General features: G+C 44.4%; 11 protein-coding genes and 1 pseudogene. 6 read left to right on the forward strand and 6 right to left on the reverse strand.

Annotated features, from left to right (window positions below):
- Positions 1-44 precede the first annotated feature (44 nt).
- The 3 genes from IEW69_RS12310 (at position 45) to IEW69_RS12320 (ending at position 7500) form a co-directional block, all read left to right on the forward strand.
- A complete protein-coding gene (locus IEW69_RS12310; protein ID WP_188627167.1) occupies positions 45-1238 on the forward strand; it encodes a phosphoglycerate kinase in 1194 nt (397 codons plus the stop codon).
- 353 nt (positions 1239-1591) lie between these two features.
- Entirely contained in the window at positions 1592-6463 is a 4872-nt protein-coding gene (locus IEW69_RS12315; protein ID WP_188627168.1) for a PKD domain-containing protein, read from the forward strand.
- Positions 6464-6465: 2 nt separating this feature from the next.
- On the forward strand, positions 6466-7500 hold the full coding sequence (locus IEW69_RS12320) for a PorP/SprF family type IX secretion system membrane protein (RefSeq protein WP_188627169.1): 1035 nt from the start codon (positions 6466-6468) through the stop codon (positions 7498-7500).
- Between the two features lie 134 nt (positions 7501-7634).
- On the opposite strand, the gene rpsA is transcribed toward IEW69_RS12320, so the two are convergent.
- On the reverse strand, positions 7635-9566 hold the full coding sequence (gene rpsA, locus IEW69_RS12325) for a 30S ribosomal protein S1 (RefSeq protein ID WP_188627170.1): 1932 nt from the start codon (positions 9564-9566) through the stop codon (positions 7635-7637).
- Positions 9567-9720: 154 nt separating this feature from the next.
- On the reverse strand, positions 9721-10407 hold the full coding sequence (gene cmk, locus IEW69_RS12330) for a (d)CMP kinase (protein WP_188627171.1): 687 nt from the start codon (positions 10405-10407) through the stop codon (positions 9721-9723).
- A gap of 99 nt (positions 10408-10506) precedes the next feature.
- Here cmk and arfB point away from each other — a divergent pair.
- Positions 10507-10881 (forward strand): annotated as a pseudogene (gene arfB, locus IEW69_RS12335) (alternative ribosome rescue aminoacyl-tRNA hydrolase ArfB); the annotation flags it as partial.
- A 14-nt stretch (positions 10882-10895) separates the two neighbouring features.
- Here arfB and IEW69_RS12340 read toward each other — a convergent pair.
- Together IEW69_RS12340 and lon are read right to left on the reverse strand one after the other, a co-directional pair.
- A complete protein-coding gene (locus IEW69_RS12340) occupies positions 10896-11843 on the reverse strand; it encodes a lipid A deacylase LpxR family protein (RefSeq protein WP_188627173.1) in 948 nt (315 codons plus the stop codon).
- 53 nt (positions 11844-11896) lie between these two features.
- The gene (gene lon / locus IEW69_RS12345; protein ID WP_188627174.1) at positions 11897-14365 is read right to left on the reverse strand and encodes an endopeptidase La; all 2469 of its coding nucleotides are present in this window, start codon (positions 14363-14365) and stop codon (positions 11897-11899) included.
- Between the two features lie 247 nt (positions 14366-14612).
- Between lon and IEW69_RS12350 the strand changes: the two genes are divergently transcribed.
- Positions 14613-15239, forward strand: a complete 627-nt coding sequence (locus tag IEW69_RS12350; RefSeq protein ID WP_188627175.1) for a tetratricopeptide repeat protein — start codon at positions 14613-14615, stop codon at positions 15237-15239.
- Positions 15240-15523: 284 nt separating this feature from the next.
- Here IEW69_RS12350 and IEW69_RS12355 read toward each other — a convergent pair whose 3' ends face one another.
- Positions 15524-16045: a hypothetical protein gene (locus IEW69_RS12355; RefSeq protein WP_188627176.1), complete on the reverse strand. Its 522-nt coding sequence runs from the start codon at positions 16043-16045 to the stop codon at positions 15524-15526.
- Positions 16045-17565, reverse strand: a complete 1521-nt coding sequence (gene gpmI / locus IEW69_RS12360) for a 2,3-bisphosphoglycerate-independent phosphoglycerate mutase (RefSeq protein ID WP_188627177.1) — start codon at positions 17563-17565, stop codon at positions 16045-16047. The genes IEW69_RS12355 and gpmI overlap by 1 nt, the downstream gene beginning before the upstream one ends.
- Positions 17566-17708: 143 nt before the next feature.
- On the opposite strand from gpmI, the gene IEW69_RS12365 reads away from it, so the two are divergent.
- Positions 17709-18107 (forward strand): DUF4783 domain-containing protein, encoded by a 399-nt coding sequence (locus IEW69_RS12365; RefSeq protein WP_188627178.1) that lies wholly within the window; start codon positions 17709-17711, stop codon positions 18105-18107.
- Positions 18108-18125 lie beyond the last annotated feature (18 nt).

An 18125-nucleotide genomic window follows, 5' to 3' on the forward strand; every position in this document is an offset into this window, starting at 1 on the left:
AGGGTATCTTGGTTATCATAAATGTCAACAACTAAACTAAAATTATGAATACAGTAGATCAATGTAACTTCAAGGACAAGAAAGCACTTGTAAGAGTCGACTTCAATGTACCTTTAGATAAAGAATACAACATCACAGATGATAAAAGAATGCGCGCTGCCATTCCTACGATCAGCAAGATCATCAAAGATGGTGGCGCTGTGATCTTGATGTCTCACCTTGGCAGACCAAAAGGCGGGCCAGAAGAGAAATACTCTTTAAAGCACATTTTAGGGGACCTATCGCGAATGCTTGACATCGAAGTGAAGTTCGCAGATGATTGCGTAGGTAAAGAAGCTGTAGATAAAGCAGCGAATCTGATGCCTGGGCAGGTATTATTGCTTGAAAACCTGAGATTCTACAAGGAAGAAGAAAAAGGTGATCGCGACTTCGCTGAAAAGCTGGCGAAGCTTGGTAATGTATACGTTAACGATGCCTTTGGTACAGCTCACCGTGCGCATGCTTCCACGGCGATCGTAGCGGAGTTCTTCCCAACGGAAAAGTACTTCGGATATTTAATGGCTGAAGAGCTTAAGAACGCAGAGAAAGTTAATGAAGGTGCTGATAAACCTTTCACCGCCATCATGGGTGGCGCGAAGGTGTCTGACAAAATTCTCCTGATCGAAAGCTTGCTGAATAAAGTTGATAACTTAATCATCGGCGGTGGCATGGCCTACACGTTTGCCAAAGCACAGGGCGGCGAAATTGGTACCTCTTTATTAGAAGCAGACTTGATGCCCCTTTGCCTGGAGCTTATTGAGAAAGCAAAAAGTAAAGGTGTTAACCTAGTCTTGCCAATTGATACAGTGATTGCCGACAAATTCGATAATGAAGCGCAGAAAGACACGGTAGATTCAGGACAAGTACCTGCAGACTGGATGGGCCTAGACATCGGTCCGAAGTCCATTGCATTATTCACAGAAACCATCAAGAACTCTAAAACCCTATTATGGAATGGTCCAATGGGTGTATTTGAGATGGAGAATTTTGCGGTAGGAACACGTGCTATCGCAGATGCGGTAGTTGCGGCTACTAAAGAAAGCGGTGCCTTCTCATTAATCGGAGGAGGTGACTCTGCAGCAGCCATTGCCAAGTTCGGCCTTGAGGATGAAGTTAGCTTCGTATCCACTGGCGGCGGTGCATTGTTAGAGTATATGGAAGGCAAAGAACTTCCTGGAGTGAAAGCAATAAACGCATAATTAGGCGCTAATAGCCTCTGGTCAGCTCAAGACCTACTAAAAAGCCCGGGAGTAATCGCCGGGCTTTTTTTGTATAAAGTTGAGAAATCATTTGTGTGTAATGTTCAAGAATTAAAAACTATGCCAAAGTAGATGTTAAGTGTCTAAAAATAAGCACAAATTCAAAGGCCAAAACTTCAGCTTTTCAGACCAAAAATGCGATGAAACTCGCTACCAAAGCATTAAAGCAAGATATTCAGCGCTGATAGACTAAAAACGAACAAACTCTAACGTATTATTTCTCATTTTATTTTAACAAAAAGAATAGCTAAGTTGCTGAATTGCTGTTATTGTTCGTAATTTTGCTAACCAATATGAGGAAAAAACTACCCGCAATCGTCGTACTGTTGTTAACAATTTTTCCCATACTGGGAATTGCTCAAATCAATAGTGAACAAGTGGATCCTGGCCCTTACGGCAGGCTTAGCAACATCACCGTTCCCAACCAGCTTTCCATCAGCAATGCGAACTTTGCTGCGAACAATACCTTTACGCTGTATCTATCCGATGCAACGGGAAATTTCGCTAATGAAAGGGTCATTGGCTACTTTGTGGGATTCTTTTCCCGGTTCATCAATGGTGTCATCCCCGGAGACGCCGCTGCGAGCAATGCTTACCGGATTCGAATAAAGAGTAGCAATCCTGTGGCCGTGCATGAGTTTACAACGGCTTTCCAGGTCGTCGCAACACAGGGGCCTGGTTCAGGCATTACGGCGCCAGCAAACCTCAGCCTGGGCGCAGATGCATTTGGCTGGTGCGGAACCAGCACAGGCGATAACAAGTCCATTCTTTTCGGCATTGCGGCCAATGCGCCACCTACACAAACCTTAACTTTCAAAAATGAAGTTACCGGAGCCACCGGTACCGTTCCTGCAAGTAGCGTTGGCTATGATCTGAATGGAATCAGTAAAGATTACTATACCCTAAGGGTAAGTGCCGAGCGTGTAGAGGCCGGGCAGACCATAAAATCAAACAAGTCGTACTTACTGTTAAACCAACAAACCCAGGTGAGCCCGATCAGCGGGGAAAAAACCGGTTGTATTGATCCTGCCCTCGGTACAGGTGTAGACATCAACTTCGCCATTTCGGTAAGTGGAAACGGTGGTATCCAGAACAACTATCCCGGTTCAATCTATCGTGTAAACTGGGGCGATAAACAAGAAAGTGTCTATACACACGCCGAAGTCCTCCGTCTCAACGGCGAGCTTGTCCACAATTACAAAAACTCCTCCTGTGGAGAGCCCCCGATTGACTTAGGCACAGGCATAAGGCTTGCAAATTCTTTCAAGATCTCTATTACTTCTCAGAATGCCTTTTGTTCAACAATCTCCAATCCCGTTACTTCCTACGCTCAGATCTATGCGAAACCAGTAGCGAAAATAGATACTGCGCTGATCACGGCAGTTTGTGTAAATAAACCAGTACTGTTCAGCAACAAAAGCATCCCAGGAACAAATGCAAACTGTTCAACCGGCATGACATACAGATGGTATGTGGACGGTGTACTTGCATCAGATAGAGAATCCTTTGTGTTTCCTGGCTTTGCGACCACAGGCACGCACACCGTGCGACTTGTCGTTTCCAATGACGTTGGCTCTTGCAGTCCGAGTGAAGATAGTTGGACTATTTGCGTGCAAAACCCACCAAGACCAAGCTTCAACCTGGGTACAAATACCACGGCTTGTGTAGGTACGATCTTCAGACCTGAAAACACTTCTTACGTAGACAATAGCTGTAATGCCACCAACAGCTTCCGTTGGGAGATCACTGGCGGACCAGTTACTTATGTAAACAACACTACTGCGACCAGCGAGAAACCAGAGTTTAGCTTCAATACACCAGGAATCTACAAGATTAAGCTTGTCGCAAAAACAGCTTCCTGTGGCGAGGTGGTTACGGAAGAACAAACCATCATCATCAATGGTGCGCCAACGGCGACTCTTTCTCCAAATGCACAACTTTGCAGCCTGGGTACCTACAAGTTCTCCGACATGGGTACAGGACCAACCTTAACCAAATTCAGCGGAACGCAACAAGAGCTTGCAGATACCTACACCTGGACGGTAACCGGCGGTGAGTACGAATTCGAAGGTTCTACCGCAAACACAAAGTTCCCAAGCATCAAATTCCTGGAATATAAAACATACACCATCACCGTAACCCACAAAAACAGCTGCGGAACGGAAACGAAAACACAAACCATATCCTTTATTCCTTCGCCGACCATTGAGATCCAAACGGCTGATATCATCTGTTTTGATGATCCAATTGCTTTAAGGGCGATCATCACAGGCGAGGCAGCTACACAAACCTGGGTCGGCGGATACGGTACCTTCAGCGCCGGCAGAAATGCACTGGTTACGGATTATATTCCAACTGCTGCGGAACGTGCAGCAGGAAGGGTAGAGCTGAAAATACGTATCACAACAGCCCTTGCTGCGCCATGTGCGTTAATCGAAAAAAGCGTGGTCGTAGTTATCCGCCCTAAAGCAGCCATCACCAGTGCGGCAGCCATCGCCAACTGTAACAATGCGCCGTTAAATTACACCATCACTTCCAACCTCACGGGAACAACCTACACCTGGACCGCAACCGGTCCCGCAAGTGTCACCGGCTTTACCGCTGGTAGCGGAAATGTGATCAATGATGTACTGGTAAATGCAAACGGAAACGTTGATGCGACCGTAACCTATATCATCACCCCGATGAACAATGGCTGTCCTGGTACACCTTTCACGTTAACCGCGACCATTGGAAACATTAAAAATGACATCAGCAGCAGCATCCGCACGATTTGCAGTGGCCAGGAAATTACCATCACCGGAAATGACCTTTCTACTTTAGCAGGATACCGTTACGTATGGGAACGCAGCTTAGATGGCGGCGCAACCTGGACAGCAATTGAAAACCAGAATCAGAAAGATCTTAAACTGACACTGACAAGCACCCAACTGTTCAGACGTTCCGTAAGCGGTGGCAACTGTTCAGCTGTTAGCGAGTCGATCCAGATCAACGTATTACCGCCTTTAGAAAACAACATCCTTACCCAAGTGCCTGCCATATGCGAAGGCTTTGCAGCAGCACAATTAACCGGATCTGTACCTACCGGAGGCGATGGAAACTACAATTACCAGTGGCAACGAAGCACCAATGGGGGCACAGCCTGGACCAACATAGACGCGGCGGTACTTCCAGCTTACCAACCAGGTATATTGACTGCTACAACCTTATTCAGACGACTGGTAAGCACCACTATCTGTTCAGGACCTTTCCAGAGCGTGAGTAACCCAATCACCGTAACAGTAAATCCTAAGCCAAAAGCGGAGTTCACTGCAGTGCTTGATAAAAGCTGTGCACCGTTCCTGATCAATGCACAGAATGTCGTTGCAAAAGCTTACCCGGATCGTAATGATATCTACAGCTGGTATGCAAATGATGTGCTAATTGGTACAGGCATCAGCTTTCCAAACTACACGATCACGACAGACAATACGTCCATCCAGATCAAACTTGTAGTAAGCAGTCGCTTTGGTTGCGCAAGCGATAGCACAAGCCGCGTGTTCAGTACGCAACAAACGGCTACCGCATCCTTCAGCCAGAGCACTGAAGAAACCTGTGGACCTGCACGCGTGACTTTCCGTAACACGACACCTACAATACCAGGCACAACCTACTTCTGGGATTTCGGAAATGGCGTTACCACGAACGTGGCGAATCCAGTGCCGCAGAACTTCCCGGAACATCCGGCAGGCCGCGATACCACATACACCGTAAAACTTACCGTTAGAAACGTTTGCGGTGACAACACCTTTACTTCAAGGGTACTTGTTAAAGCATTACCACGGGCCGTGTTCTCGCCAAGTAAAACAACAGGCTGTTCACCAATGGTCGTTACTTTTACGAATACCTCTCCAGGTACGGGCAACACTTACTACTATGATTTCGGTGACGGTACGCCGCCATTGCGTAAAACAGATAATTCACCAGTTACGCACACATTCGTATCGGGTACCATTAAAGACTACACCGTAAGCATGATTACCGAGAACAGTTGCGGAAGGAGCGAGCCAACCACGTACAAGATCCGCGTATCACCAAACACGGTGATCCCAGAGTTGGTGGTAAACAGTGATGAACTTGCAGGTTGTGCACCTTTCACCGTAAAGTTCTTCAACAATTCCAGCGGCGCCACATCTTACGTTTACGACTTCGGCGATGGCAGCAAAGCCGGACCAACAAGAACATCACCAGAAACCATTACCCACACCTTTACCAAAGGTGGTGTTTATGTGGTAACACTTACCGCATCCAACGGATGTTCAGATACCACTACAACAGAAACCATCACTGTTTATGAACAGCCAATGCTGCAGATCGCTGCAGATCAGGTACAGGGCTGTCCGGGCTTAAACGTGAAGTTCAAAAATGAAAGTGTAGGCGGCATCTCCTACGTGTGGGACTTCGGTGATGGATCGCCAACTTCCACTGAATTTGCACCTTCACATGTTTATACCGGTGATAAAGAATATTACACGGTGACTTTAACAGCTGTGAACGCATTGGGTTGCAGCAACACCAGGGTGTTCAACCAATTTGTACACATCATTCCGCCACCAGTAGCGAAGTTTAATGTCGTACCTGGAACAACCATCAACATCCCGAACTACACGTTCCAGTTTGAAGATGAAAGCGAAAACAACCCAGACAGCTGGAGCTGGGATTTTGGAGATGGCACAACATCAAACACCAGAAGCCCTAAACATACCTATCCAGACACAGGCAGCTACACGGTTACCTTAAGGGTTACCAACCAATTTAACTGTTATACGGAAGTTAGTAAAGTCGTTAAAATCGTTGGTGTACCAGGATACCTTTATGTGCCGAATGCATTTATGCCGAACAGCGGTACTGAAGAACTTAGAACCTTTAAAGCAAAAGGTTCCGGCCTCGCAACTTACAGATTAAGCATTTTCAATAAATGGGGTGAACTGCTGTGGCAAACGGATAAGCTTGAAGAGGGCAGACCAGTAGAAGGCTGGGATGGTACTTATAAGTCCATACTTGCGCCACAAGGCACATACATCTGGAAAATAGAAGCAGAATTCATCAACAAAATGCCATGGAAAGGCATGAGCCTCAATGGCTCCGCGCCGAAGCGCACAGGTACAATCAATTTAATTAGATAAAGATGAAACGTAAGCATATCAATAAGATATTGATGATGGCGTGTCTGGGCTTATTTTCATATGAAAGCCGTGCACAAGATCACATATACTCCCAGTTTTTCAATTCACCGATCTACCTGAACCCTGCGCTGACCGGCCAGTTTGAAGGTGACTTAAGGATGAACCTGATCTACCGGAATCAGTACTCCGGCATGGCACAGAACTTGAACTATTTAAGTGCTTCTGCCGACCTTAACATCCCGGATTTTGGTGGTGGTGTGGGCCTGCTCTTCAATAGAAGCAGCGAAGGGACCGCATATCTCGTTAAAAACAACATTGCGGCAACATATTCCTATAGTGTCGGTGGTGATGACTTCATTGCCTCCTTTGGTATCCAGGCTGGTGTAACCAACCGTTCCGTAACCTGGAATAAGCTGGTGTTCGCAGATCAGATCGACATGCGCCTGGGTTACATCCCGGGAAGCATCTCTGCAGCAGAACTACCAGACGTATCCAACAAGTTCTTCTTCGATGCCGCCGCAGGTACCAACATCGTATTTAAGTCCATGATGCTAGGTGCTTCATTCTACCACATCAATCAGCCAAATGAGTCCTTCAGTGGAGCAGAAGCGAAGCTCCCGATCCGTATGTCTGTTAATGCAAGTTATATGATCCCGCTGGCTTATAATGCGGGCTACAGTAATTATGACGGCGCTTTCCTTATCCCATCTGTAATTTACAACCGACAATCCAGGATGAGCACAGCGACCTTCGGTGCGCAGATTAAATACCGTAATCTAAATACAGGCTTGTGGTACAGAACAGCAGGACAGGGCGGACCAGATGCTGTGGTGCTATCTTTTATCATCGACCTTTTGGGTGGAAGCAGATCAGGAGAGAAGCTGCGATTGGGTATCAGTCATGATGCCACCACATCCAAGATCAACTACACCAATACCAGCGGCACTACAGAGGCCAGCGTAGGCTACCAAAAGTACTTCCGCAATAGTGGGAACTACCAGAAGTTTAAAGGCCTCCAGAGCTACTATTTCTATTAGGAAATAGTAGCAGGTCAAAACCTGAATTATACTCCTATTAACCTGGTTAAATTATATTCCAATTCACCTGACTACAGGGCAAAAAAAAAGCTATCCGATTTGGATAGCTTTTTTTATTTAGAGATTAGGAGAACTTATTGTTTGTTTTTGTTCTCTTCACCTTCCATTTGTTGTTTCAATTGAGCAAGAACGTCTAGATCTCCAAGCGTTGATTTCTCAACTGAGTCTTTAACTTTCTTTACTGCTGTATTAGAAGCTTTAGCTTCTTTTTTCTTGGTAGCTCTTTCTTCAGCAACTGCTTCAGCTTTAGCCTCTTCCCAGATACGGGCGTGAGATACAACGATACGTTTAGCATCTTTGTTAAACTCGATGATTTTGAAATCATTGGTTTCTTCAGCTTTGATAGTTGTACCGTCTTCTTTAGCCATATGTTTTGTAGGTACGAAACCTTCAACACCGTAAGGTAAAGCAATAACAGCACCTTTATCAGTTACTTTCACAACTGTACCCTGGTGAACTGAATCAAGGGTAAAGATGGTTTCGAAAGTATCCCAAGGGTTTTCTTCTAATTGTTTGTGACCTAAGCTTAATTTACGGCTCTCTACGTCAAGTTCAAGAACAACTACGTCTAATGTATCACCAACTTTAGTGAATTCGTTAGGGTGATTAACTTTCTTAGACCATGATAGATCAGAGATGTGAATTAAACCGTCGATACCTTCTTCAATTTCAACGAATACACCGAAGTTAGTCATGTTTTTAACTACTGCTGTGTGTTTGCTGCCGATTGGATATCTTTCAGCCACATTTTGCCAAGGATCTTGCGTTAATTGTTTGATACCTAAGCTCATTTTACGCTCGTCGCGGTCTAATGTAAGTACTTCAGCTTCGATTTCGTCACCAACTTTCAAGAACTCTTGTGGGCTGCGTAGGTTTTGAGACCATGACATTTCTGACACGTGAATCAAGCCTTCAACACCAGGGATGATCTCTAAGAAAGCACCGTAATCTGCAACGGTAACAATTTTACCTTTAACTTTTGAACCAACAGTTAAGTTAGTGTCAAGGCTTTCCCAAGGGTGAGGAGTTAATTGTTTAAGACCTAAAGCAATCCGTTTTTTCTCGTCATCGAAGTCAAGAACAACAACATTGATTTTTTCATCTAAGCTCAATACTTCTTTCGGGTGCTCTATGCGGCCCCAAGAAATGTCAGTAATGTGAAGTAAACCATCAACACCACCTAAATCGATGAATACACCGAAGTCTGTAATGTTTTTAACAGTTCCTTCTAATACCTGACCTTTTTCAAGTTTAGACACGATCTCAACTTTTTGACTTTCTAAATCGTCTTCAATTAAGATTTTGTGCGAAACGACAACGTTTTTAAATTCATGGTTGATTTTCACAACTTTGAATTCCATCGTTTTACCTACGTAGATATCGTAATCACGGATAGGTTTGATGTCAATCTGAGATCCTGGTAAGAAGGCTTCAACACCCATGATGTCAACGATAAGACCACCTTTTGTACGGCTTTTAACAAATCCGTTGATGATTCTGTCGTTTTCAAGCGCTTCATTAATAGATTCCCATGAACGTTGGGTCTTAGCTCTCTTACGAGATAAAATTAACTGGCCGTTCGCATCTTCAGGGGCTTCCACGAAAACGTCAACTGTATCGCCAATTTTTAAATCCGGCATATCACGGAATTCTGAACTTGATACTAAACCGTCAGATTTAAATCCTACGTTTAATACAACGTCCTTGTTGTTGATTGATACAACAATCCCACTGATAATCTCACCTTGATTGATTTGATTAAAAGTATCGGTATACATGCTCTCAAACTTTTCACGGTCTTCGTCTGTGTAATTACCGAATGCTTTGTCGTCTGCATCCCAGTCAAAATCTTGATCTGGAGTCGCTAATGATGATTTGATCGCTTCGATCGACACTGTATCAGCTTCTGATTCAATGTTTTCTTTCTCGGACAGACGAGCGTCTGCGCCTTGGAATTCGGCTTTTTTAGCCTCTAGTTCTTTTTCTGCTACTTGTTTTTTTGCCATTAAAAATTTAATCTCCTTTTCCCGTGAGGGACTACAAAGATAGAAATATTTATTTTTAATGAAAGAAAATATAATAAAGTTCTTGATTTAGAACTTATTAACAATTAACAGCAGATGTGGAATTCGTCGGTATTTTACCCCTAAAATTCTCCTTTTATGCTAGTTCTTCCAGGAATGGTTGCACCTTGCTGATCGCAAAGTCCAGCTGCTCCTGCGGTGAGAGCTCTGTGTTGTCTAAAATGATCGCATCTTCAGCCCGCACCAATGGACTTTCTTTACGCGTCGTATCCGCGAAATCACGATGTGCAATATTTTCAAACACGTCTTCAAGGCTCACATCGGTATTACCTTTTGCACGTAGTTCATTAAAACGTCGCTCTGCTCTGATTTTTGGATCGGCAGTCATAAATAACTTTACCTGTGCATCCACAAACACTGCCGTACCGATATCACGGCCGTCCATAACAATGTTCTTGGATTTACCCATGCGCTGCTGCTGCCTTACCATCTCCACACGCACACGCTTGTTTGCAGAAACTTCGCTTACGCTTTCGGAAACCGGCATCAGCCTGATCTCTTCCGAAACCTCTTCGCCATTTAACGAAATGTGGGATTCAAAATCACGAGAGTGGAAATTTAATTCAATGTGTTGCAGCGCCTCTTCAACAGCTGCATCATCATTTACATCGATGTTGTTTCTGAGAAAATAAAGGGTCACCGCACGGTACATGGCGCCGCTGTCAACGTAAATCAGTCCTAGTTTCTTTGCTAATGCTTTTGCCAATGTACTTTTGCCGCAGGATGAATATCCATCAATCGCTACTACCAGATTATTTCTCATTCCCGCAAAGTTAAGCTTTTGCCTCTTTTCCAATTCAAATTGTTGAAGAAAACTTATTTTTGCCGCATGACAGCAGACCAGCAGCGCATCATGGATTACCTAACTTTCAAAACTTCCAGAAGCGGAGGGAAGGGGGGCCAACATGTAAACAAGGTTTCCAGTAAAGTAGAAGTCGTGCTGCACATACCTTCTGCCGCATTCCTGTCGGATGAAGAGAAAGCACTATTGATGACGCGACTTGCGCACCGGCTGGATACAAATGGGAATTTGCACGTTATCGCACAGGAGGACCGAAGTCAGCTGGTCAACAAGGAAACCGCGGTGGAGAAACTGCTCGCCATTCTGGAAAAAGCACTAAAGGTAGACAAACCCAGAAAGCCAACTAAAATCCCGCGATCTGTAATTCGTAAGCGGCTCGAGAACAAGCATTCCACAGCACTCAAAAAAGAGATGCGGAAGCGGCCGCGACTTTAACCTTCGAAGAAATCTTAATTAAAGCGGTAATTTGCGGTGATGCTTCCAAACTGGTGTGCCGATGCCGTACTCTTAATCTCCTTCGTTTTAAAGATCACATTGAAGTCGAGACTCAAACGTCCGGTACTATAATTTACGCCAAACTGTTGTGCGAACACAAGTGGTTTAACCCCGTAGGTCACCGGACTGTTGTCGGAAAACAAACTGCCCTGTACGGTTGCATCATAAGCAACGAAGTTCAGCTGCGGTTTAGCGTAAAAGAATAGTTCATGCCTCGGCGTTGCGCCGTCATTACCAATCCTTGCATCATAACTTGCCGAATTAAAGAGCTGCTCTATATTGCCCGCTCTGAAAAGGATACCAGCACCAGCACCGCTAAAGGTTGTTCCTGCATTTGCATAACCCTCAAAACTAAAATCCGTCTTTGCGTTTTCGGCGCGCTGTAATAACCTTACATATTGTACCGATGCGTTCACCGCGGCTTCATTCCCGATCTGGTATTCCCAGCCGGCGGGTTCATAAAAGCCAAACGTCTCATGCAATAGTTCCTGGCCATCCTGTGCCAGGGCATTTGGTCCTGTGGTACCCACTTGTACTGCAGCTTTCAACATGTGCTCTTCGGTATGGAACCAGCTCATGGCCGCACCAACGTACAGGTAACCTGCAAATGGTCTATCTTGGGTCGCCGGTTCCGGGCGGTAGCCGGAACGGGGATTGAAAATCATCTGTCCTGCAGAGATCTCCACGATTTTCTTTTTCAAGCCGCTATGATGTGCTGCGTTTTTCGTTGCAAACCGGTAATTCAAAAACAAACCGTTCGTATAATACCGATCGGAGCCTTGAGCCAGGTAAGAGTCGTTATCACTCTGAAAACCGACCTCATGTTTGTATTGTTGTGCACTTGCCTGAACTCCAAACAGGAAGATGCCGATTGTAAATGCCAGAAACTTGCTTTTAGCCATAAAATGAAAAACCCGGATAAATCCGGGTCAAGTTAGTTTATTGTCTATAGATATTAATCTTGTTTTTTCTTTTTCACGGTAAGATCCTGTGGGTTCTTAACTTTTTCAGCCGTAAGGGCCAGGTCAATCACCTCGCGCATCTCCGATACATAATGGAACTTCAGATCCTTAACGTAGCTCTCTTTAATCTCCAGAATGTCTTTACGGTTGGATTTACAAAGGATAATCTCCTTGATGTTCGCACGTTTTGCCGCAAGGATTTTTTCTTTAATTCCACCTACCGGAAGTACCTTGCCACGTAGCGTAATCTCACCCGTCATCGCCAGGTTCGGTCTGACTTTACGTTGCGTAAAGGCAGAAGTCAATGCGGTTAACATGGTTACACCAGCCGATGGACCGTCCTTAGGCGTAGCGCCCGCCGGTACGTGAACATGCACGTCAAAGTTGTCGAACAGCTCATAATCAATGCCGAACTGTTCCGCATGCGAACGCAGATAAGCCAAAGCAATAACGGCAGACTCTTTCATCACGTCACCAAGGTTACCAGTTAAGGTCAGTTTTCCTTTTCCAGGGCTCAGACTTGCTTCAATAAATAAGATATCACCACCTACAGAGGTCCATGCAAGTCCGGTAACCACACCTGCAACTTCATTTCCCTCATAAAGATCCTTGTCGAAAACCGGAGCCCCTAAGATGCGTTCTACATCTTCACTGGTTAAAGTGGGCTCGTACGTTTCTTCCATGGCAATCTTTGTCGCAACACCGCGGACAAGTGAGCCGATCTTTTTCTCCAATGAACGAACGCCAGATTCCCTGGTATAATCTTCTATCACCTTTTCAATCAATGCTGGCTTGAGCACGATATCCTTGGTTTTGATACCGTGTTGTTCTTTCTGCTTTGGTAAAAGATATTTTCTTGCAATCTCGATTTTCTCTTCAATGGTATAGCCATTCACCTCGATGATCTCCATACGGTCAAGCAAGGCTGGTTGAATGGTGTTTAGTGAATTCGCAGTGGCGATAAACAACACATTTGAAAGGTCGTAATCCGCTTCTACATAGTGATCGTTAAAAGCATTGTTTTGCTCCGGATCAAGGACTTCAAGTAAAGCCGACGAGGGATCACCGCGGTGATCTGAACCAACCTTATCAATCTCATCCAATACAAATACTGGATTTGCTGCGCCAGCTTTTTTCAAAGACTGGATAATGCGACCCGGCATTGCACCGATATAAGTCTTACGGTGACCACGAATTTCTGCTTCGTCACGTACGCCGCCTAAAGCGATTCGTACATATTTACGGTTCAGTGCTTTTGCGATAGACTTACCCAAAGAGGTTTTACCTACTCCGGGAGGGCCCACCAGGCAAAGGATCGGCGCCTTCATGTTGCGCTTCAACTTCAACACTGCCAGGTATTCTATAATTCTTTGCTTAACTTTTTCCAGACCGAAATGGTCTTTGTCCAGCACACGTTGTGCGCGTTTTAAGTCGAAATTGTCTTTGCTGAACTCATTCCAGGGCAGATCCAGCAACAATTCCAAATAGTTCATCTGAATGGAATAGTCTGGCGCCGCGGGGTTCATGCGTCCGAGTTTCTCCAGCTCTTTGTTAAAGTGCTCTTTAACGGAAGATGCCCATTTCTTTTTATTTCCACGTGCCTCTAAGGCATTGTATTCTATATCTGTGGAGTTACCACCTAATTCTTCCTGAATGGTTTTCAGCTGCTGATTCAAGAAATAATCCCTTTGCTGTTTATCCAGGTCTATACGGACCTTGGATTGGATCTGATTTTTCAGCTCCAGCATCTGCAGTTCCAGCGTAAGCAACTCCATCACTTTTTCCGCACGGTCGCGCAAGTTGGCCATCTGAAGCATCTTCTGCTTATCAGCCATTTCGGCATTCATGTTCGAAGAAATAAAGTTGATCAGGAAAGAAGTGCTTTCTATGTTTTTAAGCGCCAGTCCAGCTTCGCTTGGAATGTTTGGTGATAGCTGTATGATTTGAGCCGACATCTCGCGGATAGAGGCGATCAGTGCTTTGAACTCTTTATCTTTCTTAAACTTCGCCTCTTCAAACTTGCTTACTTTTACCTTAATGTAAGGCTCAGATTGAACCAGTTCTAACAGGTTAAAGCGCTGCTTACCCTGGATAATCACGGTGGTATTACCGTCTGGCATCTGCAACAATTTAATGATGTGTGCAACGGTACCTACACTGTTAAGTTGCTCAAAGGTAGGATCTTCAATAGATACATCCTTTTGCGAAACAACACCAATGATGCGATCACCTTTATAAGCTTCTTTTATTAAACGGATGGATTTGTCGCGTCCTACGGTAATCGGAATAACAACGCCAGGAAAAAGAACGGTATTCCGGAGTGGTAGAATGGAGAGTACTTCAGGGGTTTCTTCGCCGTTCATATCATCCTCATCTTGCTGTGACATCAAAGGGAAAAACTCTGTATCCTCATTTATAATTGGAAGTGCATTACTAAAATCAAATTGATCTTTTATACTCATTAAATTAGGCCTTTTAAAAACGACAGTATGACAGGTTGCCGTTTGATAATATTAGATTTAGTCGTGTGAACATTAAATTCAACTCTTATGCCAAAGCATGATAATACAGCGAGTCTGTTAAAAAGTCCGGATTCTAAAAATAATTCCAAAATTAACATATTTTGAAATATTAAGCGTTAAGTGTAATATTGCTGCCAACGAGGAGCATTCCTTGCTTAGCGTTCCAACTTATCTTTATTTATACTTAATGAAATATCTTAAACACACCTTTATCATTTTATTTCTTAGTGTTGCCGTTAATAGTTTTGGTCAGGGAAGCGGTTATTACAACCTGGGCATGCAGCTAATGATGAAAAATGATTTTAAAGGCGCAATTGCCCAGCTTGAAAAAGCGGACGCAAAAAGCCCTGATAATCCAAATATTTCCAAGATGCTTGGTTACGCTTACTTCCAGTGTAAGGAATATGAAAAATCCATTACCGCATACAGCAAGCTCATCACACTAAAACCAACAGATAATTCTGCTTATTACTACAGAGGTAAGGGTAGGTTGAATATTGCTAATGATCCGAAGGAATCATTGAACTCCATGCGTGACAACTTCTACCTTTCTGCGATTAAAGATTTTTCTAAAGCCATTGAGCTAGGTGGTGAGGAAGATGTTCAGTTGCTTCAGAACCGTGGAATTGCCTATAAAGATTATGCAATCTTTAAATCATTCAAAATTAAGAAGTCTGCCGATAAGCTTGCCTGCAACACTTTGTTCAACAGCGCGATATCTGACTTCCAGAAAATACTGGTATTACAACCGCAACGCAAAGACATTCTGGATCTAACCAAGTATGTTAAAGCACAAATTGCCAGCTTAAAATAAGTACCATATTTCCCATTATACAGGAGGCCGATCAGTGATGATCGGCCTTTTTTTGTTTAGGACAGCTGTGCCGATGCATCCGGGTCAAGCGCTGAAGAAGCCCATACGTACCACAGATCAAACGCACAGCAAACGCACACGCTTTGTGCGCTATGTGTGTGTCTGGTGTGCGGTTGGTGTGCGTGTGCTGTGCGGTTGACCCGAATGCATAACCCTTCCATTCACGAGTGATCTGCGGGGATCGATAAACAAAAAGAGCCGCATTTTAAATGCAGCTCTTTTTGTTAGAATCTTCCGGTGATCTCGTATCGCTTAGGCGACATGAGCTTTATTTCTTGCCGCTTTCTGATCTTGTATAAACTATCCGGATAATAGCTCAGGGTATCGCTGGAGCTATACAGGTAGTTGCTGTTGTGAATCGTAATGATGATGCCTTTTACAACACCATTTGCTTTCAGTACCTGCACTGCTTTTACGGGTACTTTATCGCTGTTCGATGTGTATGTTATGCCGGAGGGAGTATTTTTGCTGCTGAATTCGCCTGCCCATGCAGCTTTGTTTATGTCCGCATCAATGAATACGGAAAGCTCCTTTTGCCAATCGCTAACTTTAACCTGCTTTTCTTCGGCTTTGTCATCAACCAACACGCGCTTGTTTACAAGCGGCTGTTTAGCCTTTAAAGTCGCCGCTTCCTTGTTGAAGTAGCCTTTTAGATCAAAGTATGCAGGCTTGGTGCCTGGACTTTCCTTTTCAGGGGCGGCACACGCGGTTAGCAATGCAGTAAAAACAAGCAGGTATTTCCTCATTATACCAATACGTCTCCCGTCATAATTGCCGGACGATCTATGCCCATAATTTTAAGAATGGTTGGTGCGACGTCGCCGAGCTTACCATCTTTAATGGATTTGTAATCCTGATCAATCAGAATGCATGGTACCAGATTGGTGGTATGCGCAGTGTTCACGGAGCCATCATCATTCATCATGTACTCACTATTACCGTGATCGGCTAGCAGGATGAACGAGTAGCCGTTCTCCAGACCTTTTTTTACAACCGTTTCCGCACATCTGTCTGCAGTCTCTACAGCTTTTACTACGGCTTCAAATACACCGGTGTGGCCAACCATGTCCGGGTTAGCAAAGTTCAGGCAGATGAAATCTGCCCAGCCTGATTCAAGCTCTTCGCAGATGGCATCCGTAATGCCCTGTGCACTCATCTCCGGTTGCAAGTCGTATGTAGCAACTTTAGGAGAAGGCACCATAATGCGCTTTTCATTCTCGAAAACCTGTTCACGGCCGCCCGAAAAGAAGAACGTTACGTGTGGGTATTTTTCAGTTTCTGCAATCCGGATCTGGTTCTTATGGTGTTTCGCCAATACTTCACCGAGGGTTTCGGTTAGGTCATCTTTAGTGAAAACTACGTTTACGTTCGAGAAGCTCTCGTCGTATGTAGTCATGGTCACATAATAAAGCGGCAGCTTATGCATTTCAAACAAGGGGTAATCCACCTGGCATAAAGCAGATGTGATTTCACGTCCGCGGTCGGTTCTGTAGTTGAAGCAGATGACTACATCGCCTTCCTGGATGGTTGCAACTGGTGAGCCATCGTTATTCGTCACAACGATCGGGTTGATGAACTCGTCGGTTACGCCATTCTCGTAAGATTTCTGTATGATGCTTTCCGGATCTTGCGTTGCGAGGCCAGTACCTTTGGTAAGCAGGTCGTAAGCAAGTTTCACGCGTTCCCATCTGGAGTCGCGGTCCATTGCATAATACCTTCCGATTACGCTGGCAAGTTTACCTGCTGAGCTGGAAAGGTGATGGTTTAAGTCTTTGATGAAGCCCAGACCTGATTTTGGATCTGTATCACGGCCATCCAGAAAAGCATGGATGAACACGTCATTAACGGCCGCTTCTTTCGCCGCATCACATAAAGCTTTCAGGTGATTGATGTGTGCGTGTACGCCACCATCGGATACCAGGCCAATGAAATGCACGGCTTTATGATTTGTCTTTGCATAGTTAAATGCATCAACGAGGGTTTCGTTTGAAAATAATGTACGGTCTGAAATGGCTTTGTTGATGCGGCCAAGTTCCTGGTAAACCACTCTTCCGGCACCAAGGTTCATGTGACCCACCTCTGAGTTACCCATTTGTCCGGCAGGTAAACCTACGGCTTCGCCTGAAGCTTCAAGCCTGGAATTCGGGTAGGTTTTCAGCAGCGAATCAAAGAATGGTGTATTGGCGGCAAAGGCAGCATCAGATTCATCTTGTTTGCCGTATCCCCAGCCATCAAGAATCAGTAGCATCACTTTTTTATTATTCATTTGTATCGTTTTATTTGTAAGAAAGATCTGGTCTTGTTCAACAAATATAAAGCAAATGAGTTCTATTGGGTTACAGAAATCCATTTTGTGAAGGCCAGATGGCATAATTTGTGGGGTAAAGCTTATATTAGCGAAAATTAAACATGATCAGATCACTCGTTCCAATACTTTTTGTAATAACGGGATTGCTGTTTCCGCTGCAATTCCAGAGCAATCTGGTGGGGGATGTTTCCGGTCATTTCCGCAACGGCAATTCTAAGGAGATCGCAAAGTACTTTAACGCTTCAGTGGAACTGAATATCGCGTCTGAAACCGACACCTATTCAAAGGCACAGGCTGAACAAATCCTGCGGGATTTCTTCAATAAAAACATGCCGGTCAACTCTTCCGTTATTCATCTAATCAATACAAATCCAAACTACCAGATTGGTATATTGTCCGTTCTTACTAAAACGGTTAAGTATAGGGTAACCGTCACTTTCAAGAAGACTTCAGGTGATTTTTTAATTACGGAGTTGAGAATAGAGGGCGACAAAACTTAGCTGCATTACACTAAAAAT

The sequence above is a fragment of the Pedobacter quisquiliarum genome (assembly GCF_014642175.1).
Taxonomy (GTDB): domain Bacteria; phylum Bacteroidota; class Bacteroidia; order Sphingobacteriales; family Sphingobacteriaceae; genus Pedobacter; species Pedobacter quisquiliarum.